Source organism: Umezawaea sp. (assembly GCF_036375055.1).
GTDB lineage: Bacteria > Actinomycetota > Actinomycetes > Mycobacteriales > Pseudonocardiaceae > Umezawaea.
In genome coordinates this window covers 1-23,618 of record NZ_DASUSQ010000002.1, presented here as the reverse complement: position 1 = coordinate 23,618, position 23,618 = coordinate 1, and the positions used below count along the sequence as shown (strand labels likewise).

The following is a 23,618-nucleotide window of genomic DNA, read 5'->3' as shown; positions in this document are numbered from 1 at the left end:
GGTGCGTATTCCGGTTAGCTGGTTGACCGAGCACCTCGAGTTCTCCGAGGTGCCCACGCCCGAGGAGCTGGCCGACGCCTTCATCCGGATCGGCATGGAGATCGACGACGTGCGCCCGCTCGGGCCCGTCACCGGTCCGATCGTCGCCGCGCGGGTCGTCGAGATCACCGAGCTCACGGAGTTCAAGAAGCCGATCCGCTACTGCCAGGTCGAGGTCGGACCCGACCAGGTCAACGGCATCGTCTGCGGTGCCACGAACTTCGTCGAGGGCGACACGGTCGTCGTGGCGCTGCCCGGCGCGGTGCTGCCCGGCGACTTCACGATCTCCGCGCGCAAGACCTACGGCCACACCAGCGACGGCATGATCTGCTCCGCCTCGGAACTGGGCCTCGGCGACGACCACTCGGGCATCCTCGTGCTGCCCAGCGGCACCGCCCAGCCCGGTGACAGCGCGGTGGAGCTGCTCGGCCTGGAGGACACCGTCCTGGAGATCACGCCCACGCCCGACCGCGGCTACGCCTTCTCGGTGCGCGGCCTGGCCCGCGAGATCGCCTGCGCGTTCGACGTGGCGTTCGGCGACCCGGCCGTGGCCGAGGTCCCCGAGGCCGAGGGCGAGGTGTGGCCCGTCCACGTCGAGGACGGCGCCGGGTGCTCCCGGTTCGTCGCGCGCCAGATCAGCGGGGTCGACCCGACGGCGCCGACGCCGTGGTGGATGCGCCGCAGGCTGATGCTCGCGGGCATCCGCTCGATCTCGCTGCCGGTCGACGTGACCAACTACGTGATGATCGAACTCGGGCACCCGCTGCACGCGTTCGACGCGTCGAAGGTCCGCGGCGGCCTGGTCGTGCGGCGCGCGAAGGCGGGCGAGAAGCTCACCACGCTCGACGACACCGTGCGCGTGCTCGACGCGGACGACATCGTCATCGCCGACGACAGCGGCGTCATCTCCATGGCCGGTGTCATGGGCGGCGCCTCGACCGAGGTCGGCGACAAGACCGGCGACATCCTGCTGGAAGCCGCCATCTGGGACCCCGCGACCATCGCCCGCACCGTGCGCCGCCACAAGCTGCCCAGCGAGGCGGCGAAGCGGTACGAGCGCACGGTCGACCCGGCGCTGTCCCCGGTCGCCCTGGAGCGCGCGGCGCGGCTGCTGCACCACTACGGCGACGGCTCGATCAAGCCCGGTCGCACCGACGTCGGCACGCCCGTGCTGCCCGGCCCGGTCACGATGCCGATCGACCTGCCGGACCGCGTCGCGGGTGTGCGCTACGCCCGTGGCGTGACCGCGCGCAGGCTCGGCCAGATCGGCTGCCAGGTCGAGGTCTCCACCGGCGACGACGGCGCGACCCTGGTCACCGCTACGCCGCCGACGTGGCGCGCGGACCTCGTGCAGCCCGCCGACCTGGTCGAGGAGGTGCTGCGGCTGGAGGGCTTCGAGACGATCCCGTCCACGCTGCCGCCCGCCCCGGCCGGCCGTGGCCTGACCGAGCAGCAGCGCCGCCGCCGCACCGTGTCCCGCGCGCTGGCCGAGTTCGGCTACACCGAGGTGCTGCCGTTCCCGTTCATCTCGCCCGCGGTGTTCGACACGTTCGGGCTGAGCCCGAACGACTCGCGCCGCAACGTGGTCAGCGTGCTGAACCCGCTCGAAGCGGAGAAGCACGCGCTCGCGACCACGCTGCTGCCCGGCCTGCTGGACGCGGTGCAGCGCAACCTCGCGCGCGGCCAGAAGGACGTGGCGCTGTTCAACATCGCCCAGGTCACGCTGCCGCGCACCCAGCAGGTGCCGGTGCCGGAGGTCGGGGTCGCCTCCCGTCCGACCGACGCGCAGGTGGCGTCCATGTTCGCGGCGCTGCCGCAGCAGCCGGTGCACGTCGCCGTCGTGCTGGCCGGGCACCGCGAGCACGCGGGCTGGTGGGGCAAGGGCCGTCAGGCCGACTGGGCGGACGCGGTCGAGGCCGCGAAGCTCGTCGGCAAGGCGTACGGCGTGACGCTGCGCGTGGTCGCGTCCGACCTCGCCCCGTGGCACCCCGGCCGCTGCGCCGAGCTGCGCGTCGGCGACTGGCCCGTCGGCCACGCCGGTGAGCTGCACCCGAAGGTGGTCGAGGCGCTCGGGCTGCCCAAGCGCACGGTCGCGATGGAGCTGGACCTGGACGCGCTGCCGCTGAACGACAACCGGCCCGCGCCGATCATCTCGGCGTACCCGCCGGTGCTGCTCGACGTCGCGGTCGTCGTGGACGCGGCCGTGCCCGCCGCCGAGGTGGCCGCCGTGCTCGAATCGGGCGGCGGGGACCTCCTGGAGGACATCCGGCTGTTCGACGTCTACACGGGCGAGCAGGTGGGCGAGGGCAAGCGGTCGCTGGCGTACGCGCTGCGGTTCCGCGCGCCGGACCGCACGCTGACCGTCGAGGAGGCCACCGCGGCGCGGGACGCGGCCGTGGCGTCGCTCGCCGAGCGGTACGGGGCAACCCTGCGCTAGCGTGGTGGGTGGTCGTGTCACCCGGTCGGTCTGGCTAGGCCGACCGGGTGAATCGCGGTCGCGGGGAATATCGGTGAACTGCCTGATCACCGCGCTGCGCGAGCCTCTCGGCGGGTCCAAAGCCCCTAGTGAACCCGGCTCACTTTAGATGAATGGTCCTTGCGTCTCAGTTGAAAGTTCTCCAAGATTGGCGGGCGGCCCGCTGGGCCGAGGGGCGAAGCGATGAACTGCCGGGCGAGTTGGTCGCCGGTCCGGTAGGGAGCTAGCGGCGAACCCACCGCCTGGAGCAACAGCCTGTGGAGTTGCGCCATGCGAAGTTTGGGCCCGCGGATGGAAGTCGCCGTCGCCACGACCATTCTGGGTGTCGGGGCGGCCGTCGTCGCCGCCATGCACCTGACGTGGCCGGATCCCGAGTTGCCCGCCATGGCGTACTCCGTGAGCGCGGGCGAGGCCGGGGTGTCGGACCTCAAGCCGTTCGAGATCGACGACGTGTCCGGCGCGGCCGTGGAGCTGACGCCCGGCACCGAGGGTGTGCGGCAGGTGAGGCTGTCGAACCCGAACGCGGTCGACATCATCGTGGTGAAGCTGTCCGCGATCCCCGGTCAGCCGGTCGACTCGGCGAAGAACAAGGTCGAGGGCTGCCCGTCCGGCCTGCTCAGCGTCGCGGCGATGGACACGCCCGTGCTGATCCCCCCGGCCGGTGAGGTCGAGGTCGAGATGGTCGTGCAGGTGGCGCACGACGTGCCCGCGTCGTGCAAGGACCTCGTGTTCCCGCTGACCTACTCCGGTCACGCGACCAGGGGTTGAGCTTGGTCCGCTGGACCGCTGAGCCGGTTCCCGCTCCCGTCTCCGGTGGTCGTGCCGCGCCCTTGGGGGCGTTCGAGGCCGACGGGACCGTGCTGATCGGTGACGGGTGGCGGCACGAGTGCGGTGCCCGGCCCAGGGCGGCGCACGTGAGTGCGGATCGTGTGCTGGTGCTGACCGACTCGCTGGACTACCACCCGTGGGGTCTGCTCGGACCCGCGCTGCTGCTGGACCTGCGCACCGGGGAGCGGATCGCCGAGCTGCGCGGGGAGCGTGGGGCGGCGGTGGGTGGTGGTCGGTTCCTGCTGGGGTTGGAGGGGTACGACGTCTTCGACACCTGGCTGCACGACCGTGACGGTGCGCTGGTGACGACGTGGCGTACGTACGGCCACTACGTGGTCGACGGCGACGGTGGCGGTGACGGGGTTCGGGTGGTCGAGTGCGATCGGCGGCAGCCGACCCGTTCCGCCGTGGTGCGGCTGTTGCCCGACGGTGGGCTCGATCGCGGTCGTGCGTTGCGGCACGGTCAGGTCGCCGCTCCGGTGGTGCTGCGCGACGGGACGGTGGTCGTGTTCGACGGTGGGGTGCTGGTGGCCGTGGATCGGGAGTTGCGGGGGACCGTGCTCGCGGAGGTGCTGGACATGGGGGGCGAGTTCTGGCGGTTCACGGCGACGTTGGAGCTGCGGGAGGACGTGCTTGCGGTGACGGTGGTCGAGCGTGATCGCACAACGTCTTCTGTATGCAGTACGCACCGGATTGCATACAGACTGCGGACATAATTCGCCGCGCGGGTCAGTGTTCAGTCCGAGCTGCTGCACGCTGCTCGTCGGCAGTGGCAGGTCATTGCGGTTCTCTGTGCCAGGCTCGCAATATCGCATGATGACTACTGCATACAAATACTGGTCGACTGTATGCACGTTCTGTTGAGTGGTATGAGCCAGGGCGCTCGTGGTCAGCCGAGGTGTTTGAGTGCTTCGCGGCGGGACAGTGGTGACAGGGCCGGGTGGGTGTCCACGAATGCTCGAACCCAGTGGGGGTCGGTTCTCGCGTGTTGTCGCAGTGCCCAGCCGATGCCCTTGCGGAGGAAGAAGTCCTGGTCGGCGATGTTCGCCTCGACGCACTCGGCCAGCAGGTCGGTGTCGGTCGCGGCTTTCGAGCCAAGCTGGCAGATCACCGACGTGCGCCGTCGCCAACGGTCGTCGTCACGGGCCCACGTCCGCAGCAGCGGAGCGACCACCTCCGGGTCCGAGCGCAGCAGGGGACCGACGCGCTTGCTCGCGATCTCGTCCACGAAGTCCCACCACGCCCCGGTGACGATCAGCTCGTCGTAGAGCGGCAGCAGCCCGACGTCCTGCCACCGCGGGTAGGCGCCGATCAGGTCCAGGGCCAGGTAGCGCTCCTCGCGGTACTCGGCTCCGCGCCACAGTTCCAGCACGGTCGCCACCCACGTCTCGGCGTCCGGCATCGGGTGCGCCGCGAACAACTGCTTCGCCAGCCTCGCCCGCTCCGGCTTCGCGACACCGCGGAAAGGGAGCGCCGACCTCATGTAGCGGCGCATGTCGTCGGCCTTCGCCGGGTCCGCCACCCGAGCCAGTCCGGCACGCGCCGCGCCGACCAGATCCATGCCGGTCACCGTAGGCGACTCGGGCGAGTTCGGCGTCATGGACCTGATCAACCCGGCGGTGAGCGACCACCTCCTGGCCGACGAGGTGGTCGACCTCGCGTTCGTCGACGCCGACAAGGTCGGTACCCCGACCACTACGAGGAACTGGTCCGCCGCCTGCGGCCCGGAGGCCTGATCGCGCTGGACAACGTGCTGCGCGGCGGTCGGGTGCCCGACGACTCGTTCCAGGACGAGGTCGACGTCGTGATGTGCCGGACGACGGTGTCACCCTGACCCCGCAGCGCCGACCCCGGCAGCGCGGAGCCGGGAGAGCTGATCCCGGACGACTCCGGCGGCGGCCCGCGCCCGTGGCGCACGGCCCGCGTCGACACCCGGTCAGAGCGGTGTCGATCCCCTATCCACCCGGCACCGGCACAGACCTCGACAGGATCGGGCCGATAAGATCATCGGTCGGTGGAGGGGAGCCATGCCGCGTCCTGAGAGCCCGGTGGACCCGCACGCGGGCCCGGTGCAGCACTTCGCGTTCGACCTGAGGCGGCTGCGGGAACGGGCGGGTTCGCCCGGCTACCGCGAACTGGGCCGCGCCACGCACTACTCGCCGACGACGCTCGCCGACGCGGCCAGGGGCCAGCGGCTGCCCAGCCTCCCGGTGCTCCTCGCCTACGTGCGCGAGTGCGGCGGCGACGAGGGCGAGTGGGAGCGGCGGTGGCGCGCGCTGTCGGAGCCGGGGTCGTCGACCGCTCCCTACGTCGGGCTCGCCTGCTTCGGCGAGCGGGACGCCGATCGGTTCTTCGGCCGCGAACGGCTGCTCGGGAAGCTGCGGGACCGGCTGGCCGAACGCGGTCTGGTGGCCGTGGTCGGGGCGTCGGGGTCGGGCAAGTCGTCGCTGCTGCGCGCTGGTCTGCTGGCGTCGGCGGACGGCACCGCGAAGCTGGTCACGCCGGGCGCGCACCCGGCCGCGCTGCTCGACGACCTCGGCCCGGTCACGCTCCTGGTCGTCGACCAGTTCGAGGAGGTCTTCACGCTCTGCGGAGACCAGGAGGAGCGCGCCGCCTTCATCGCCGGGCTCGTCGCGCTGCCGAGGCGGACGCGGGTCGTGCTGGGGCTGCGGGCCGACTTCTACGGGCACTGCGCCGACCACCCGGACCTCGCCGAGGCCGTGGAGTCGGGCCAGCTCCTGGTCGGGCCGATGTCCGCGGAGGAGCTGCGAAGTGCGATCACGCGGCCCGCGCTCAAGGCGGGCTGCGTGGTGGAGGCGGACCTCGTGGCCCGGCTGGTCGCCGACGCGACCGGTGAACCCGGAGTCCTCCCGCACCTGTCGCACGCCCTGCTGGAGACGTGGCGCCGCCGCGAGGACGACACGCTGACCGTCGCGGGCTACGAGGCGACCGGCGGCATCGCGGGCGCGGTCGCGAAGTCCGCCGAGGACGTCTACGCCGGGTTCGACGACGGGAGCAGGGCCTTGGCCCGCCAGGTCTTCCTGCGGCTCATCGCGCCCGGTGACGGTGTCGAGGACACCAAGCGCCGGGTCCGGCGCGCGGAGTTGACCGGCGACCACGCCGAGGTGCTGGAGAGCCTCGCGCGGGCCCGACTGCTGACCGTGGACGACGACGGGGTGGAGCTGAGCCACGAGGCCGTCCTGCGGTCGTGGCCGCGGCTCGGGGAGTGGATCGCCGAGGACCGAGCCGGTCTGCGGGTCCACCGCCACCTGACCGAGGCGGCACGGGCGTGGGAGGAGCACGGGCGGGACGCGGGGTCGCTGTACCGGGGTGCTCCGCTGGCCCTCGCGACGGACTGGGCGCGGCGCGACCCGAGCGTGCTCAACGAGCGGGAGCGGACGTTCCTCGACGCGGGCCTCGCCGCCGAGGCGGCGGAGCGGGAGGCCGCGCGGCGGCGGACGCGCAGGCTCCGGCAGCTCGTCGGCGTGCTGTCGGTGCTGCTGGTGGTCGCCGTGGCGGCCACGGTCGTCGCGGTCGGCGCCCGAGGCGCGGCCGACGCGCAGCTCGCGGTCACGCTGGCGCGCAAGGCGGTCACGGACGCCGACGTGATCGGCCAGACCGATCCCGCGCTGGCCGCGCAGCTCCGGCTGGCCGCGTACCGGCTGGCGCCGCTGCCCGAGGCGCGCGACAGCCTCCTCAGCACGGTCGCCGCCCCGTACGCCACCAGGATCACCGCGCACGCCGAGGCGACCACGGGGGCGGTCTTCCACCCCGGCGGCACGCTGCTCGCGACGGCGGCCCGCGACCGGGTCGTGGTGCTGTGGGACGTCGGCGACGTGCACCGGCCGCGTGAACTCGGCAGGCTCACCGGGCACCAGGACGCCGTGCACGCGCTCGCGTTCAGCCCGGACGGCTCGCGGCTGGCGACCGCGAGCTACGACGGCACCGCGCGGCTCTGGGACGTGACCGATCCCCGCGCCCCGGTGGCGCTCGCGACCGTCACCGGGCACGTCGGCCAGATCGAGGCCGTGGCCTTCCGGGCCGACGGCCGGGTGCTCGCCACCGCGGGCGAGGACGGCACGATCCGCCTGTGGGACCTGGCCGATCCCCGCGGGCCTGCGCCGCTGCGCACGCTCGCGGGCCACACCGGCCTGGTGCACGCCCTCGCGATCGGCGGCGGCGTGCTGGCCTCGGCGAGCTGGGACGGCACGGTCCGCCTGTGGGACCTCGCCACCGGCGGACAGCTGTCCGCGGTGGACCTCGGCGGCGAGGCGCTGGCCGTGGCGTTCACCCGTGACGGCCGCACGCTGGCCACGGGCGGCGGGGACCGGACCGCGCGGCTGTGGGACGTCGCCGATCCGACGCGACCCGCCGCGCTGTCGACCGCCGCGGGCCACGCGGGCGTGGTGCACGGCCTCGCGTTCGGCCCGGACGACCGGACGCTCGCCACCGCCGCCGACGACAAGACGGCCCGGCTGTGGGACGTCTCCGACGTCCGCGCGCCCTCCGAGCTGGTGGCGTTCACCGGTCACACCGACGCCGTGTGGTCCGCGTCGTTCAGCCCCGACGGCAGCACCCTGGCCACCACGAGCGACGACCGCGTGGTGCGGTTGGAGGACCTCGGCGGGCTCGCCGTCGCCCGGCACACCGAACCGGTGTGGTCGGTGGCGTTCAGCCCGGACGGCCGCACGCTCGCGTCCGGGTCCGAGGACGCGACCGTGCGGACGTGGCGGCCGGAACCGTTCCACGTCACCGAGGTCGGCGCCCTCCCGGTGCACGCCGGACCGGTCGGCGTCGTCGCCTACGCGCCGCGCGGCGACGTCCTCGCCACCGGTGACCTCGACGGCGTGGTGCGGCTGTGGCCGGGCACCGAGCCGGTCGCGCTGCCCGCCGAGTCCACCGGGGTGGTGACGGCCGCGTTCAGCGCCGACGGCGCACTGCTGGTGACGTCGAACGTCGACGGGCTGGTCGCGCTGTGGGACGTCGCCGATCCCCGGAGCCCGCGGCTGCGGAGCACCGTCACCACCGACCCGCACGACCAGTTCTCGCACCTGGCGATCAGCGGCGACGGCCGCACGCTCGCCGTCGCCACCGACCACCGGGAGGTGGGGCTGTGGGACGTCGCGGACCCCGACCACCCGCGCGCCCTGCCGCCGTTGACCGGTCACAGCGGCACCGTGTCCTCGGTGGCGTTCACCGGGTCGGTGCTCGCCACGTCGAGCATCGACGCCACCGCCAAGCTCTGGGACCTCGCCGACCCCCGCCACCCCCTGCCGCTCGCCACGCTGACCGGCCACAACGGCCCGGTGCAGCGGGTGGTGTTCAGCGCGGACGGCCGCCGGGTGGCGACCGCGGGCAACGACGAGACGGTCCGGGTGTGGACCGTGGCCGACCCGCGCGACCCGCTGGTGCTGCGGGGCCACACCGACCGGATCTGGACCGTCGCGTTCAGCCCGGACGGCCGGACCCTCGCCTCGGCGGGCGGCGACCACGCGGTGCGGCTGTGGGAACTCGACGTCGACCGGGTCGTGGAGCGGATCTGCGCGGTGGCCGCACCGCCCATCACCGCCGACCAGTGGGCCCGGCAGTTCCCCGGCCTGCCGCTGGAACCGCCGTGTCCCTAGTGGATCCGGCGCACGGCCCACGCGCCGACGCCCAGCAGCGCCGCGACGGCCAGGACGACGATCCCGCTCTCCAGGAGCTGGAAGTCCCAGAACCGCTCGGCCGGGTGGAACCTGGTGAACTGGCCCGCGACGCCGTGCTGGGTCATGCAGACCGGGAGCGACTCCAGCCCGCACTCGCCGGGGGAGAAGTCCATCGGGTTGCCCCGCGCGTCCTGGTAGCCGATCTCCACGCGCCACGCGCCGGGCTCGCCCGCGCCGGACGGGGCGAACTCCGGCGTGGCGTAGTGGGGCCGGGCCGCGTTGCCGACGACGACCAGCAGCGCGAGGTACCCGGCGATGGTGATCGCCATGGAGGCCAGCGTGCTGCGCACCAGCAGCCCCGCCGTGGCCCCGAGCGCGAACGCGAACGCCGTGTACGCGCCGAGGACGAGCCCCTGGCTCTCGAACATCGGGGTCTGGAGCCTGCTCGTCATCAGGGTGCTCAACGGCCCCAGGGCCTTCGCGTTGAGCAGCCCGAGCAGCGTCATCGCCACCGTCACCGGGACACCGGCGACGAGCACCTTCGTCGTCCACCACCGGGTCCGGCCGATCGACTGGGTGAGGCCGAAGACGTGCGTGCCCTGCTCCAGTTCGCGGGCGAACACCGGGGCACCGGCGAACATCCCCAGCAGCACCGGCAGGACCAGCATCACCATCGGGACGTACTGGAGGAACTCGTCGTAGCGCAGGTCGAGGCCCGCGAGGTCCATCGGCATCACCGAGGCCACGTCGGCCCACAGCCAGGCCATCCCGGCGGCGACCACCGCCACGATCCCCAGCGACACCAGGGTCAGCAGCCGCTGCTGCCGCCACGCCACCCACGTCATGCCGCCACCCCCCGCTCGGCCGCCACGCGACCCGCCCGGAAGTACCCGAGCGCCAACTCCTCCAGCGTGGGGTCGAGCACCTCCACGCCCGGCGGGCCCTCCCACCCGCGCACCAGCACCGTCGACTGGCGGTCGGTGTCGCGCCGCTCCACCAGCACCTCGGGCGGCACGTCCAGCGACCGCGGTCCGACCACCAGCCGGTGCTCGGCCAGCAGGTCCTCCACGTCGCCCGCGAGCCGCACCCGCCCGTTGGACAGCAGGAGCAGGTGGTCGCAGATCCCGTCGAGGTCCGCGAGGACGTGCGACGACAGCACCACGGTCGTCCCGGTCTCGGCGACCTCGGCCATCAGCGCCTGCATGACCTCCTGGCGCGCCAACGGGTCCAGGTCGGCCAGCGGCTCGTCCAGCAGCACGACCTCCGGCCTGCGGCCGAGCGTCACGGCCAGCGCGACCCGCGTCCGCTGCCCGCCGGACAGCGTGCGGACCTTCGCCCCCAGCGGCACCCGAGCCTCGTCGACCAGCCGCCGCGCGTACTCGTCGTCCCAGTCCGGGTTCAGCAGCCGACCCGCCCGCAGCATCTCGTCGACGGTGAACCCCTGGTACAGCGGCTTCCCCTGCGCGAGGAACCCCGGCCTGCCCAGCACCTCGACGCCGCCCTCGGTCGCGCGCAGCAGCCCCGTCGCCAGCGACATCAGCGTCGACTTGCCCGCGCCGTTCGGCCCGACCAGCGCCGCGATCCGCCCGACGGGCAACGTGAACGTGCAGTCCTTCAGCGCCCAGCCCCGCCGGTAGCGCTTGCCCAATCCGGCCGCGGCGAGCGCGGCCGACCCCTCGTCCATGGTGACTTCCTCACGTCCCGTAGTGCTCGTCCAGCACGGCCTTCACCAGTGCCTCCACGTCTTCCCGCTCCAGCCCGGCGGTCTCGGCCGTCGCCAGCCACGCCCCGAGCCCTTCCCGCAGCGGCCCGTCGTCGCTCGCCCCCGGCCTCGCCAGCGTCCCGATCACGAACGTGCCCAATCCCCGCCTGCCTTCGACGAGCCCCTCACGTTCGAGCTCCCGGTACGCCTTCAACACCGTGTTGGGGTTCATGGCGGTCGCCGTCATGACCTCCTTGGCCGTCGGCAGCCGGTCGCCGGGCTGGAGCAGTCCCAACCGCAGTGCCTGCTTCGTCTGGTGCACGAGTTGCAGGTAGGCGGCGACCCCGGAGCGGCGGTCGATCCGGAACTCGATCACCCAAGACCCTTTCACTACTTAATTGGTGAAAGCATGATGCACCGGGGGCCCACCGTGACGCAAGTCCCGTCCCGACGGCGGTACCGACCGCGAAGCGGGTGGTGCGACCCTCTTGCGGAATTCGAGGAGGGTGGCAAGTGGGAGATGTGGAAGAGCGCGTCCGGGCCTACTACGACGTGGCCGGACCCGCGTACGAAGCGCTGATGGGGCCGTTCTGGCACCACGGTGACCTGGCGTCGGAGCAGGCCGGGCACTCGCCGGCCGAGGCCGCGCGTGTCCTGGAGGAGCGGCTGGTCGCGGACGCCGGGCTCGGCGCGGGCGACTGGGCGCTCGACTTCGGCTCCGGTGTGGGTGGCGCGACGGTCCACATGGCGTCCGTCAGCGGAGCCCACTTCGTCGGCGTGAGCAACAACGAGTGGCTGTCCCAGCGGGCGCGGGACTACGCCCGCGAGATGGGGTTCGGCGAGCAGGTCGCGTTCCACACGATCGGCGACGACGACTACCGCACCCTCTCCGCGTGGCCCGACGGCTGCCTGGACGCCGTGACCTGGTACGAGTCGGTCTGCCACCTGCCGGACAAGGCCGCGTTCTTCCGCGCGGCGGCCCGCGTCCTCAAGCCGGGCGGACGTCTGGTCGGTGTGGACTGGCTCCAGCGCCCGTTCGGCGAGCACCGGACCGCGGAGCAGATCAAGCGGTGGATGGACCCGGTCGAGCACCACATCTCGATCCCCTGGCACGGCACCGTCGAGGGCTACCGGCGGATGATCGAGGACGCGGGCCTCGTGGTGGAGCGGGCCGTCGACCTCTACCCCGACGTGCCCTGCTGGGGCAGCACCCCGCCGGAGGACGGCCAGGGCTGGTTCGCCTACGAGGGCGAGGAGAGCGACGTGTTCGCGGAGGGCAAGCGGGCGCTCGACGCCGCGCGCGCCGCGGGTGTGTTCACCGTCGGCGAGTTCGTCGCGGTGAAGCCCGCCTGATCCGGGTCGCGTCGCGGGGCCGTGGTCGAGCCGACCGCGGCCCCGCGTGCTGCCGGGGTGTTTCCGCTGGCAGACGGCGCCCCGCGGAGGTCGGGTGCCGTGTACGGTCGGATGTCGGGGTGCGCTGTGCGGGTGCGAGCCGGGTCACCCGGACAGGGGCCCGAATAAGGGTTGAGTAAGTTTGCAGCGCAATGCATAATTATCCGCATGACAGTGCGGATCGCGGTCGCCGGAGCCAGCGGGTACGCGGGGGGCGAGGTGCTGCGGCTCCTGCTCTCCCACCCCGACGTGGAGATCGGTGCCCTCACGGCCGGTGGCAACGCGGGCAGCCCGCTGCTCGCCCACCAGCCCCACCTGCTGCCGCTCGCCGACCGGGTGCTCCAGGACACGACGGTCGAGGTGCTGGCAGGCCACGACGTCGTGTTCCTCGCGCTGCCCCACGGCAAGTCCGCCGACCTGGCGGCCCGGCTCGGCGACGACGTGCTCGTCGTCGACTGCGGGGCCGACCACCGGCTGGTGGACGCGTGGGCGTGGGAGCGCTGGTACGGCGGCGAGCACGCGGGCCACTGGCCCTACGGCCTCCCCGAACTCCCCGGTCAGCGGGAGAAGCTCGTCGGGACCAGGCGCGTCGCCGTCCCCGGCTGCTACCCGACCGTGTCCTCCCTCGCGCTCGCCCCCGTGGTCGCCGCCGACCTGGTCGAACCCGAGGTGGTGGTGGTCGCGGTGTCCGGCACGTCCGGCGCGGGCAAGGCCGCGAAGACGAACCTGCTGGGCTCGGAGGTGATGGGCTCGCTGAGCGCGTACGGCGTCGGCGGCACGCACCGCCACACGCCCGAGATCGTGCAGAACCTCAGCGCCGTCGCGGACCGGCCGATCGGGGTGTCGTTCACCCCCGTGCTGGCACCGCTGCCGCGCGGCATCCTCGCCACCTGCTCGGCGCAGCTGCGCCCGGAGGCGCGGGACGTGCGGGCGGTCTACGAGGAGGCGTACGCGGACGAGCCGTTCGTGCACCTGCTGCCCGAGGGCCACTGGCCCACCACGGGCGCCGTGCTCGGCTCGAACGCGGTGCAGATCCAGGTCGCGGTGGACCCCGACCTGAACCGCCTCGTCGTCGTGGCGGCGATCGACAACCTGACGAAGGGCACCGCCGGTGCCGCCGTGCAGTGCATGAACCTGGCGCTCGGCCTGCCGGAGACGACCGGCCTGTCCACTGTGGGAGTGGCTCCATGATCCGCGACAAGGGTGTTACCGGCCCCCTGGGCTTCACGGCGGCGGGCGTCGCCGCGGGCATCAAGGCGACCGGTGCGCCGGACCTTGCCCTGGTGGTGAACACCGGGCCGCTGGACGCGGCCGCGGGCGTGTTCACCACGAACAAGGTCAAGGCCGCGCCGGTGCTGTGGTCCGCGCAGGTCATCAAGGAGCGGCGGCTCACCGCGGTCGTCCTCAACTCCGGCGGCGCGAACGCGTGCACCGGCCCCGAGGGCTTCCAGGACACGCACGCCACGGCCGAGAAGGTCGCAGAGGTGCTGGACTGCGGCGCGATCGAGGTCGCCGTCTGCTCCACCGGCCTGATCGGCGAGCGGCTGCCGATGGACGCGGTCCGGTCCGGTGTGGACAGCGCGGCCAAGGCGCTCGACAGCACCGTCGAGGCGGGCTTCAACGCCGCGACCGCCGTGCTCACCACGGACTCGCGCGCCAAGCAGTCGTGGGAGGCGCACGCCGACGGCTGGTCGATCGGCGGTTTCGTGAAGGGCGCGGGGATGCTCGCGCCGAACATGGCCACGATGCTGTCGGTCATCACCACCGACGCCGTCATCGACGGCGCCGCGCTCGACACGGCCCTGCGCGCGGCCACCACCCGGACGTTCGACCGCCTCGACGTCGACGGCGGCACGTCCACCAACGACACCGTGCTCGTGCTGGCCTCCGGCGCGTCGGGCGTGACGCCGACCGCCGAGGACTTCACGGCCCTGCTCACCGCCGTCGCGGGCGACCTGGTCAAGCAGCTCCAGGGCGACGCCGAGGGCGTCACCAAGGAGGTCTCGATCACCGTCCGAGGTGCCGCGACCGAGGCGGAGGCGGTCCTGGTCGGCCGCACGGTCGCCGAGGACAACCTGGTCAAGACCGCGCTGTACGGCTCGGACCCGAACTGGGGCCGGATCGCGATGGCGATCGGCCGCGCCGACGCCGTGATCGACCCGGACCGGCTGGGCATCACGATCAACCGCGCCACGCTGTTCGCCAACGGCACCAAGGCCGAGGACCGCTCCGCGGCCGACCTGTCCGGCCGCGAGATCGAGATCGTGATCGACCTCGGCGTGGGCGGCGCGACCGCGACGATCCTCACCACCGACCTGTCGCACGAGTACGTCGAAGAGAACAGCGCGTACTCGTCGTGAACCCGGCGGGCGAGAAGGCGGCCGTCCTGGTCGAGGCGCTGCCGTGGTTGCAGCGGTTCCGCGACGCGGTCGTCGTGGTGAAGTACGGCGGCAACGCCATGGTCGACGACCGGCTCAAGAGGGCGTTCGCCGAGGACATGGTGTTCCTCAAGCTCGCGGGCCTGCACCCGGTCGTCGTGCACGGCGGCGGCCCGCAGATCGGCGCGATGCTCACGAGGCTGGGCATCCACAGCGAGTTCCGCGGCGGCCTGCGGGTCACCACGCCGGAGGCGATGGACGTCGTCCGCATGGTCCTGGTCGGCCAGGTCGGCCGGGAACTCGTCGGCCTGATCAACGCCCACGGCCCGCACGCGGTCGGCATGTCCGGCGAGGACGCCCACCTGTTCACCGCGAGCCGCCGCCCCGCGATCGTGGACGGCGAGCCGGTGGACATCGGCCTGGTCGGCGACATCGTGGGCGTGAACCCGGACGCCGTGCTGGACCTCGTGCGGGCGGGCCGGATCCCGGTCGTCAGCTCGGTCGCGCCGGACGCCGACGGCGTCGTGCACAACGTGAACGCGGACACCGCCGCCGGTGCGCTCGCCATCGCGCTGCGGGCGCGGAAGCTCGTGGTGCTGACCGACGTCGAGGGTCTGTACTCGGACTGGCCGGACCGGTCGTCGCTGCTGCACGAGGTGAGCGCGGACGACCTGGAGAAGATGCTGCCGCACCTGGACAGCGGCATGGTCCCGAAGATGGAGGCCTGCCTGCGGGCGGTGCGCGGCGGTGTCCCGCGGGCGCACGTCATCGACGGCAGGGTGGAGCACTCCGTGCTGCTGGAGGTCTTCACCTCCAGCGGTGTCGGAACGATGGTCACGGGGGATGGATCGTGAACGACCAGCAGCGGTGGCAAGCCGCGATGATGAACAACTACGGGACGCCGCAGATCACGCTCGACCGCGGCGAGGGCGCGTTCGTCTGGGACACCGACGGCAACCGCTACCTCGACCTGGTGTCGGGCATCGCGGTGAACGCGCTCGGCCACGCCCACCCGGCGATCGTCGCCGCGGTGACGGAGCAGATCGGGAAGCTGTCCCACACCTCGAACTTCTACATCAACCAGCCGTCCCTTGCGCTGGCCGAGCGCCTGCTCGAACTGTCCGGTGTGGACGGCGCGGGCCGGGTGCTGTTCTGCAACTCCGGCGCCGAGGCCAACGAGACCGCGTTCAAGATCAGCCGGCGGACCGGCCGCACCAAGGTCGTCGCCACCGAGGGCGGGTTCCACGGCCGCACGATGGGCGCGCTCGCGCTCACCGGCCAGCCGCCCAAGCGCGCCCCGTTCGAGCCGCTCGTCCCCGGTGTCGTGCACATCCCCTTCGGTGACGTCGCCGCGCTCGAGGCCGCGGTCGACGACGAGACCGCCGCGTTCGTCGTCGAGCCGGTCCAGGGCGAGAACGGCGTCGTCGTCCCGCCCGCCGGCTACCTCCAGGCCGCCCGCGAGATCACCTCGCGGCACGGCGCGCTGCTGGTGCTGGACGAGGTGCAGACCGGCATCGGCCGCCTCGGCACCTGGTTCGCCTTCCAGCAGGCCGGTGTCGTGCCGGACGTGTTCACCCTGGCCAAGGGCCTCGGCGGCGGGCTCCCGCTCGGCGCGTGCGTCGCCGTCGGCGACACCGCGGCCCTGCTCGAACCCGGCCAGCACGGCACCACGTTCGGCGGCAACCCGGTGAGCTGCTCCGCCGCGCTCGCCGTCCTCGACACCATCGTGTCCGAGGGGCTGCTCGAACACGTCTCGACCGTCGGCAAGGAGATCGCCACCGGCATCGAGGCCCTGAACCACCCGCTCGTCTCCGGGGTCCGCGGCGCAGGCCTGCTGCTCGGCATCACGCTGCGGGAGGCGGTCTCGGCCAAGGCCGCGGCGGCCGCGCAGCGCGCCGGGTACCTGATCAACGCCGTCCAGCCCGACGTGGTCCGGCTCGCCCCGCCGCTCGTGCTCGAGGAGACCGACGCCCTTCGGCTCGTCGCCGACTTCCCCACGTTCCTGGAGCCGTGATGACCCCGAGGCACTTCCTCCGCGACGACGACCTGACGCCCGACGAGCAGCTCGCCGTGCTCGACCTGGCCGACACCTACAAGGCCGACCGGTTCACCGCGAAGCCGCTGGCGGGCCCCAAGTCCGTCGCCGTGATCTTCGAGAAGAACTCCACCCGCACCCGGCTCTCGTTCGAGGTCGGCATCGCGCAGCTCGGCGGCAACCCGGTCATCATCGACGGCCGCTCCATGCAGCTCGGCCGCGAGGAGACCATCGAGGACACCTCCCGCATCCTGTCCGGGTACGTGGACGCGGTGGTGTGGCGGACGTTCGCGCAGAAGCGCATGGAGGCCATGGCCTCGGTGTCGCGGGTGCCGGTCGTCAACGCGCTCACCGACGAGTTCCACCCGTGCCAGGTGCTCGCCGACCTCCAGACCATCCGCAGCAGGCACGGGAAGCTCGCGGGCCTCACCGCGACCTACCTCGGCGACGGCGCGAACAACATGTCGCACTCGATGCTGCTCGGCGGGGCCACCGCGGGCATGAACGTCCGCATCGCCGCGCCCCCGTCGTTCGTGCCGCTGCCCTGGATCCTCGACGACGCCAAGAAGCGCGCCGCCGAGACCGGCGGCTCCGTGGAGCTGGTCACCGACCCGCGCGAGGCCGTCGACGGCGCGGACGTGCTGATCACCGACACGTGGACGTCCATGGGCCAGGAGAACGACGGGCTCGACCGCGTCAGCCCGTTCCGGCCCTACCAGGTGAACGCCGCACTCGTGGCCGCGACGGGCGTCAGGACCACGGTCCTGCACTGCCTGCCCGCGCACCGCGGCTGGGAGATCACCGACGAGGTCCTCGACGGCCCGGACAGCGCCGTGTGGGACGAGGCCGAGAACCGGCTGCACGCCCAGAAGGCGCTGCTGGTCTGGTTGCTGGAGAACTCCGAGTCATGACCAGGACCGCGCGCCAGGGGCGCATCGTCGAACTCGTGTCGCAGCGGGCCATCCGCAGCCAGTCGGAGTTGGCGAAAACCCTGGCCATGGAAGGCATCGAGGTCACGCAGGCGACCCTGTCGCGCGACCTGGACGAACTCGGCGCGGTCAAGCTGCGCGGAGCCGACGGGGGCGCGCCGGTCTACGTGATCCCCGAGGACGGCAGCCCCGTGCGCGGCGTCCAGGGCGGCACGTCCCGCCTGGCGCGCGTGCTCGGCGAACTGCTCGTCTCCGTCGACCACTCGGCGAACCTCGCCGTGCTGCGCACCCCGCCCGGCGCGGCCTCGTTCCTCGCCAGCGCGCTCGACCGGGCCGCTCTGCACGACATCGTCGGCACCATCGCGGGCGACGACACGATCATCGTCGTCGCCCGCGACCCGCTCACCGGCGCCGAGCTCGCCGAGCGGATCACGTCGCTGTCCGAGGGCCAGCAGGGCGACGACCATGACTGAGCGGGTGGTCCTCGCCTACTCCGGCGGCCTGGACAGCTCGGTCGCCCTCGGCCGCCTCGCCGAGCGGACCGGGGCCGAGGTGGTGGCCGTCGCCGTCGACCTCGGTCAGGGCGGCGAGGACCCGGCCGTGCTCCGGCGGCGCGCGCTGGCCTGCGGTGCCGTCGACGCCGTCGTGGTGGACGCGCGCGACGAGTTCGCCACCGACTACTGCCTCCCCGCCGTCCGCGCGAACGCCCTCCGCCGCGGCGAGCGCCCGCTGGCGTCCGCGGTGTCCCGCCCGGTCGTCGTCAAGCACCTCGCCGAGGCAGCCGAGCGGCACGGCGCGACGGCCGTCGCGCACGGCTCCGCCCGCGCCGAGTGGTTCGAGATCGGCATCGGCGCCCTCGCCCCCGACCTGGAGGTGCTCGCGCCCCTGCGGTACTCCTCCTGGACGCGGGAGGAGGCGATCCGCTGGGTCGAGGAGCGCGCCCTGCCCATCGACGTCACCCGGACCTCCCCGTACTCGGCCGACCGGACCGCGTGGGGCCGCGTGGTCGGCCTCTCCCAGCGCCGCGGCGCCGAGTGGTACGACCCGGACGAGGTCGTGGTGACGTTCGACCGGGGCGTCCCCGTCGCGCTCGACGGCGAGACCGTCACCGCGCTCCAGGCCGTCCGCGAGCTGAACCGCCGGGCGCGCGACCACGGCGTCGGCAGGCTCGTCGACGCCGACGGCCGCGAGTGCTGCGAGGCACCCGGCGCCGTCGCGCTCATCACCGCCCACCGGGCGCTGGAGGCCGTGACCCTGGACCGCGACACCGCCCGGTTCAAGCGGGACGCCGAACGCCGGTGGGGTGAACTGGTGCACGACGGTCTCTGGTTCTCCCCGCTGAAGAACGCCCTGGACGCGTTCATCGAGACCACGCAGGACCACGTCTCCGGGGAGGTCCGGGTCCGCCTGCACGGCGGGCGCGCGGCCGTCGACGGCCCCCGCGGCGACGCCGCCAGCGGCACCGACCGCCGAGGCGATACCTTCGACGAGTTCCCGGATCTGCCGAGCAAGAGGGATTTGAACAAGTGAGCGCACTGTGGGGCGGAAGGTTCGCGTCGGGGCCCGCGGAGGCGATGGCGCTGCTGTCGGCGTCCACGCACTTCGACTGGCGACTGGCTCCGTACGACATCGCGGGCTCGCGGGCCCACGCCCGCGTCCTGCACGCCGCGGGGCTGCTGACCGACGACGAGCTGACCAGGATGATCCAGGCGCTCGACCTGCTGGAGACCGACGCGGCCTCCGGCGCGTTCGAGCCCACGATCGCCGACGAGGACGTGCACACCGCCCTCGAACGGGGGTTGATCGAACGGGCGGGCCCGGAACTCGGCGGCAAGCTCCGCGCGGGCCGGTCGCGCAACGACCAGGTCGCCACCCTGTTCAAGATGTGGCTGCGGGACGCGGCCCGCCGGGTCGGCGACGGCGTGCTCGACGTGGTCGACGCCCTCGTGGGCCAGGCGCAGGCGCACCCGACCGCGGTCATGCCCGGCCGCACCCACCTCCAGGCCGCGCAGCCCGTGCTGCTGGCCCACCACCTGCTCGCCCACGCGCAGTCGCTGCTGCGCGACATCGAGCGGATCCAGGACTGGGACAGGCGCACCGCGCTGTCCCCGTACGGCTCCGGCGCGCTGGCGGGCTCCTCGCTCGGGCTGGACCCGGCCGCCGTGGCGGCCGAACTCGGCTTCACCGGGCCCGTGGAGAACTCCATCGACGGCACCGCGTCGCGCGACTTCGCCGCCGAGATCGCGTTCGTGCTGGCCATGATCGGCGTGAACCTCTCGCGGATCGCCGAGGAGGTCATCATCTGGACCACGTCGGAGTTCGGCTTCGCCGTGCTCGACGACGCGTGGGCCACCGGCAGCTCGATCATGCCGCAGAAGAAGAACCCCGACGTCGCCGAGCTGACCCGCGGCAAGTCCGGACGCCTGATCGGCAACCTGACCGGCCTGCTGGCCACGCTGAAGGCCCAGCCGCTGGCCTACAACCGCGACCTCCAGGAGGACAAGGAGCCCCTGTTCGACTCCGTCGAGCAGCTGGAGCTCCTGCTGCCCGCCATCGCCGGGATGCTGTCGACGATCCGCTACGACACCGACCGGATGGCCGAGGTGGCGCCGCTCGGCTTCACCCTGGCGACCGACATCGCCGAGTGGCTGGTCCGCCAGGGCGTGCCGTTCCGGATCGCGCACGAGGCCGCGGGCGAGTGCGTCCGCGTCGCCGAGGGCCGCGGCGTCGGACTGGACGAGCTGACCGACCAGGAGTTCGCCGACGTCTCCGCGCACCTCACGCCGTCGGTCCGCGACGTGCTCACCGTGCACGGGTCCATCGCGTCCCGCAACGGCCACGGCGGCACCTCGCCCGACCGCGTCGCCGAGCAGCTCAAGCACCTGGTCGACCGCGTGTCGGTCGCGCGTGGGTTCACGGCAGGCCGTGCCAGGTAGGCAGCTCACCGAGCAGGAGCTCGCCGTCGAACCCGTCGACGCGGCGCGGCTCCTGCTCGGCTGCGTCCTGGAGAGCACGACCCCCGAGGGCGTCGTGGGCGTGCGGATCGTGGAGGTGGAGGCGTACCGGGGCTTCGACGACCCGGCGTCGCACTGCCACCGCGGCAAGACCCCGCGCAACGAGGTGATGTTCGGCCCCGCGGGTCACCTGTACGTGTACTTCGTTTACGGCATGCACTTCTGCTGCAACGTGGTCTCGCTGACCGACGGCGAGCCCGGAGCGGTCCTGATCCGCGCGGGCGAGGTGGTGAAGGGCTCCGAGCTGGCCCACATCCGCCGCCCGTCCGCCCGCGGCCAGGCCGAACTCGCCAAGGGGCCCGCGCGGCTCACCAGCGTGCTCGGGCTGGACCGCTCGCACAACGGGGTCGACCTCACCGCGCCGGAGGCGTCGGTCCGGCTCTACGCCGGTGACCCGGTGTCCGACGCCGAGGTCGTGACCGGCCCCCGCGTGGGCATCTCGGTCGCGATGGAGGTGCCGTGGCGGTACTGGATCGCGGACTCGCCCGCCGTGAGCACGTTCCGCAGGGGCGCGAAGCGGCGCCCGTCCTGACCACGGTTCGGCACGACGACCCCGACCGGGTCGTCGTGCCGAACCGACGAGGTCCTAGTAGGTCGCGGTCCGGCGGTACCAGACCCGGCGCTGGCCGACGGGCAGCGCCAGCCGCGTGATCAGGTTCGTCAGCACGGCCCGCAGCACCAGCCAGATGACCGCGGCCAGACCGTCGTTCAGCAGCGTGCGCGCGCCGAGGTTCTCCGGCGTGAACAGGTCGCGCAGACCCAGCGACACCGCCGACGACCAGCCCTCGATCATCTGCGCGAAGCCGTTCGACGCGTTCGCGCCGCCGATCACCAGGAAGATGTGCACCGCCAGCACGATGGCGAACAGCAGGCACACCACGTCGATGATCGCGCACACCACCATCACGGTCTTCACGCGGGCGTGGTCGTCGCGCGGCCGTTCCACGACCTCCTCGCGCCGCACCACGTCCTCCCGCCGGGACACGTCGTCCTCCAGCGGCACGGGCGCACCGACCTGCGTCGGGTGGTCCCCGGCACGGGGATCGCGGACGCGCATCTGCTCGGTCCGCTGCTCCTCGACGGCGTAGCCCGGCTGAGGGTGCCTCTCGGCCGGGCGCCGCGGTTCACGATCCGGATACGTCATCGGTCGAGTCCTCTCGGTTACCCCCGGAACACGACTACCCGGCGTGGGCCTGCCACAAACCGCACTGCACGGTGAACTGCTTTGACCAGGTAGGGGAGAATCGACCCCGTGAGCGAGCACATCCTTGACGAGCTGTCCTGGCGCGGCCTGATCGCGCATTCCACCGACCTCGACGCACTGCGGAAAGACCTGGACTCCGGCCCGCTCACCCTCTATTGCGGCTTCGACCCGACCGCGCCGAGCCTGCACGCGGGCAACCTCGTCCCGCTGCTGCTGCTCCGCCGCTTCCAGCGCGCGGGTCACCGGCCCATCGTCCTCGCGGGCGGCGCGACCGGCATGATCGGCGACCCCCGCGACAACGGTGAGCGGACGCTGAACACGCTCGACACGGTCGCCGACTGGGCGAACCGGATCCGCGGTCAGCTGGAGCGGTTCGTCGACTTCGACGACTCGCCGACGGGCGCGGTCGTGGCCAACAACCTCGACTGGACCGGCCAGGTGCCGGTGCTGGAGTTCCTGCGCGACATCGGCAAGCACTTCTCGATCAACGTGATGCTCGGCCGCGAGACCGTGAAGCGGCGCCTGGAGAGCGACGGGATGTCGTACACGGAGTTCAGCTACCTGCTGCTCCAGTCGCACGACTACCTCCAGCTCAACCGCGCGTACGGCACGAGCCTCCAGGTCGGCGGCTCGGACCAGTGGGGCAACATCCTCGGTGGCGTCGAGCTGGTCAGGAAGGTCGACGGCAGGTCGGTGCACGCGCTGACCGCACCGCTGGTCACCGACGCCGAGGGCCGCAAGTTCGGGAAGTCGACCGGCGGCGGCAGCGTGTGGCTCGACCCGGAGATGACCTCGCCGTACGCCTGGTACCAGTACTTCGTGAACGTGGGCGACGCCGACGTGATCCGCTACCTGCGCCTGTTCACCTTCCTGACCAGGGAGGAGATCGAGGAGCTGGAGCGGGACACCGCCGAGCGCCCCCACCTGCGGTCGGCCCAGAAGCGGCTGGCCCAGGAGTTCACCGACCTGGTCCACGGGGAGCGCGAGACCCAGCAGGTCATCGCGGCGAGCCAGGCCCTGTTCGGGCGCGGCGAGCTGGGCGACCTCGACCTGTCCACGCTGGACGCGGCGATGGCCGAGGCCCCGACCGGCACCGCGGTGCTGTCGGAGTCGCCGACGATCGTCGACCTCCTGGTCAGCTCGGGGCTGGCCGAGAGCAAGGGCGCCGCGCGCCGCACGGTGAAGGAGGGCGGCGCGTACGTGAACAACGCGAAGGTCACCGACGAGGAGTGGACGCCGGGCAAGGAGGACCTCCTGCACGGCAAGTGGCTGGTGCTGCGGCGCGGCAAGCGGAACACCGCCGGGGTGCACGTACAGCTCTGACCTGGGCTTTCTTCGCTGGAACGGCCGCCGTCCCGCTGTGGGGCGGCGGCCGTTTCGATCTCTTTTGAGTGACGGCGGTCACACTGTTGCGCGGAACGGTGGTGCGATAGCGTGCTGGTAGGGTTGGTGAACATGACTTGACCTGCGGTTTCTTGGTGTGCGCCCGCTGCTGGACCCCCGATTTGACCTGGTGTTCCGGCACGTGTAACTTTCTCCAAGTCAGGCCAACACGGACCGCCCAGCGGGCCGGAGCCAGACGGAGAGTGCGAACCAAGCTCCCAGAAGTTGTGGTAGAGTGGGCAGTCTCCGAAACGGGAAGACCCAGTCGGCGGTCCTTAAGGATCGATTTGGCCAGGGCGTCTAGTTTCAGTTAAGCAAAACCTTCAGCTTTGAATATGCACATGCCCCGGATCGGGCCGCAGTTTTGCGGCTGGTGATGGTGTGCGCGTGTTCTTTGAGAACTCAACAGCGTGCCGAATAGCCAGTAACTTATATGAACCCAGTCAATGGGTTTCCTTTGAGATCAAACTGGACAACTGACAGTAATGTCAGTGATTGTTCGGAGCGATCAAGCAATTCATTATTGGAGAGTTTGATCCTGGCTCAGGACGAACGCTGGCGGCGTGCTTAACACATGCAAGTCGAGCGGTAAG

The 23,618-nt window shown here is 72.3% G+C and carries 21 protein-coding genes and 1 rRNA gene; 17 read left to right on the top strand and 5 right to left on the bottom strand.

Going from position 1 to position 23,618, the window contains the following annotated elements; translation table 11 throughout:
- Nucleotide 1: 1 nt before the first annotated feature.
- The 3 genes from pheT to VFZ92_RS00205 all read left to right on the top strand — a co-directional run bounded on the left by pheT (nt 2) and on the right by VFZ92_RS00205 (nt 4,059).
- Complete coding sequence (gene pheT / locus VFZ92_RS00215) at nt 2-2,476, top strand: phenylalanine--tRNA ligase subunit beta (RefSeq protein WP_330873565.1); 2,475 nt, start codon at nt 2-4, stop codon at nt 2,474-2,476.
- 309 nt (nt 2,477-2,785) lie between these two features.
- Nucleotides 2,786-3,283 (top strand): hypothetical protein, encoded by a 498-nt coding sequence (locus VFZ92_RS00210; RefSeq protein WP_330873564.1) that lies wholly within the window; start codon nt 2,786-2,788, stop codon nt 3,281-3,283.
- 146 nt (nt 3,284-3,429) lie between these two features.
- A complete protein-coding gene (locus VFZ92_RS00205; protein WP_330873563.1) occupies nt 3,430-4,059 on the top strand; it encodes a hypothetical protein in 630 nt (209 codons plus the stop codon).
- Between the two features lie 173 nt (nt 4,060-4,232).
- On the opposite strand, the gene VFZ92_RS00200 is transcribed toward VFZ92_RS00205, so the two are convergent.
- Nucleotides 4,233-4,904, bottom strand: a complete 672-nt coding sequence (locus VFZ92_RS00200; protein WP_330873562.1) for a DNA alkylation repair protein — start codon at nt 4,902-4,904, stop codon at nt 4,233-4,235.
- On the opposite strand from VFZ92_RS00200, the gene VFZ92_RS00195 reads away from it, so the two are divergent.
- Nucleotides 4,903-5,079, top strand: coding sequence for a hypothetical protein (locus VFZ92_RS00195; RefSeq protein ID WP_330873561.1), 177 nt, complete (start codon nt 4,903-4,905; stop codon nt 5,077-5,079). The two genes, VFZ92_RS00200 and VFZ92_RS00195, sit on opposite strands and share 2 nt — an antisense overlap.
- A 291-nt stretch (nt 5,080-5,370) precedes the next feature.
- Entirely contained in the window at nt 5,371-8,967 is a 3,597-nt protein-coding gene (locus VFZ92_RS00190; protein WP_330873560.1) for a hypothetical protein, read from the top strand.
- On the opposite strand, the gene VFZ92_RS00185 is transcribed toward VFZ92_RS00190, so the two are convergent.
- From VFZ92_RS00185 to VFZ92_RS00175, 3 genes are read right to left on the bottom strand one after another with little or no spacing between them, the layout of a single operon-like run.
- Nucleotides 8,964-9,833, bottom strand: coding sequence for an ABC transporter permease subunit (locus tag VFZ92_RS00185; protein WP_330873559.1), 870 nt, complete (start codon nt 9,831-9,833; stop codon nt 8,964-8,966). The genes VFZ92_RS00190 and VFZ92_RS00185 overlap by 4 nt on opposite strands.
- Nucleotides 9,830-10,672 (bottom strand): ABC transporter ATP-binding protein, encoded by an 843-nt coding sequence (locus VFZ92_RS00180; RefSeq protein ID WP_330873558.1) that lies wholly within the window; start codon nt 10,670-10,672, stop codon nt 9,830-9,832. Before VFZ92_RS00180 ends, VFZ92_RS00185 begins: the two co-directional genes overlap by 4 nt.
- Nucleotides 10,673-10,682: 10 nt before the next feature.
- On the bottom strand, nt 10,683-11,066 hold the full coding sequence (locus VFZ92_RS00175; RefSeq protein ID WP_330873557.1) for a GntR family transcriptional regulator: 384 nt from the start codon (nt 11,064-11,066) through the stop codon (nt 10,683-10,685).
- Between the two features lie 137 nt (nt 11,067-11,203).
- Between VFZ92_RS00175 and VFZ92_RS00170 the strand changes: the two genes are divergently transcribed.
- The 10 genes from VFZ92_RS00170 (at nt 11,204) to VFZ92_RS00125 (ending at nt 20,970) form a co-directional block, all read left to right on the top strand.
- A complete protein-coding gene (locus tag VFZ92_RS00170) occupies nt 11,204-12,043 on the top strand; it encodes a methyltransferase domain-containing protein (RefSeq protein ID WP_330873556.1) in 840 nt (279 codons plus the stop codon).
- Between the two features lie 207 nt (nt 12,044-12,250).
- Entirely contained in the window at nt 12,251-13,273 is a 1,023-nt protein-coding gene (argC, locus tag VFZ92_RS00165; protein ID WP_330873555.1) for an N-acetyl-gamma-glutamyl-phosphate reductase, read from the top strand.
- Nucleotides 13,270-14,442 (top strand): bifunctional glutamate N-acetyltransferase/amino-acid acetyltransferase ArgJ, encoded by a 1,173-nt coding sequence (gene argJ, locus VFZ92_RS00160; protein WP_330873554.1) that lies wholly within the window; start codon nt 13,270-13,272, stop codon nt 14,440-14,442. The genes argC and argJ overlap by 4 nt, the downstream gene beginning before the upstream one ends.
- Complete coding sequence (gene argB / locus VFZ92_RS00155; RefSeq protein ID WP_330873553.1) at nt 14,439-15,314, top strand: acetylglutamate kinase; 876 nt, start codon at nt 14,439-14,441, stop codon at nt 15,312-15,314. The genes argJ and argB overlap by 4 nt, the downstream gene beginning before the upstream one ends.
- A gap of 26 nt (nt 15,315-15,340) precedes the next feature.
- A complete protein-coding gene (locus VFZ92_RS00150; RefSeq protein WP_414719770.1) occupies nt 15,341-16,474 on the top strand; it encodes an acetylornithine transaminase in 1,134 nt (377 codons plus the stop codon).
- Complete coding sequence (argF, locus tag VFZ92_RS00145) at nt 16,474-17,406, top strand: ornithine carbamoyltransferase (protein ID WP_330873552.1); 933 nt, start codon at nt 16,474-16,476, stop codon at nt 17,404-17,406. Before VFZ92_RS00150 ends, argF begins: the two co-directional genes overlap by 1 nt.
- Nucleotides 17,403-17,897, top strand: coding sequence for an arginine repressor (locus VFZ92_RS00140; protein ID WP_330873551.1), 495 nt, complete (start codon nt 17,403-17,405; stop codon nt 17,895-17,897). The genes argF and VFZ92_RS00140 overlap by 4 nt, the downstream gene beginning before the upstream one ends.
- On the top strand, nt 17,890-18,954 hold the full coding sequence (locus VFZ92_RS00135; protein WP_330873550.1) for an argininosuccinate synthase domain-containing protein: 1,065 nt from the start codon (nt 17,890-17,892) through the stop codon (nt 18,952-18,954). Before VFZ92_RS00140 ends, VFZ92_RS00135 begins: the two co-directional genes overlap by 8 nt.
- The gene (argH, locus tag VFZ92_RS00130; RefSeq protein WP_330873549.1) at nt 18,951-20,360 is read left to right on the top strand and encodes an argininosuccinate lyase; all 1,410 of its coding nucleotides are present in this window, start codon (nt 18,951-18,953) and stop codon (nt 20,358-20,360) included. The genes VFZ92_RS00135 and argH overlap by 4 nt, the downstream gene beginning before the upstream one ends.
- Nucleotides 20,350-20,970 (top strand): DNA-3-methyladenine glycosylase, encoded by a 621-nt coding sequence (locus VFZ92_RS00125; RefSeq protein ID WP_330873548.1) that lies wholly within the window; start codon nt 20,350-20,352, stop codon nt 20,968-20,970. Before argH ends, VFZ92_RS00125 begins: the two co-directional genes overlap by 11 nt.
- Nucleotides 20,971-21,024: 54 nt before the next feature.
- On the opposite strand, the gene VFZ92_RS00120 is transcribed toward VFZ92_RS00125, so the two are convergent.
- A complete protein-coding gene (locus VFZ92_RS00120; RefSeq protein WP_330873547.1) occupies nt 21,025-21,582 on the bottom strand; it encodes a hypothetical protein in 558 nt (185 codons plus the stop codon).
- A 108-nt stretch (nt 21,583-21,690) separates the two neighbouring features.
- Here VFZ92_RS00120 and tyrS point away from each other — a divergent pair, with 108 nt between their 5' ends.
- Complete coding sequence (gene tyrS / locus VFZ92_RS00115) at nt 21,691-22,965, top strand: tyrosine--tRNA ligase (RefSeq protein WP_330873546.1); 1,275 nt, start codon at nt 21,691-21,693, stop codon at nt 22,963-22,965.
- Nucleotides 22,966-23,545: 580 nt separating this feature from the next.
- Nucleotides 23,546-23,618: ribosomal RNA gene (locus VFZ92_RS00110) — 16S ribosomal RNA — on the top strand; the annotation flags it as partial.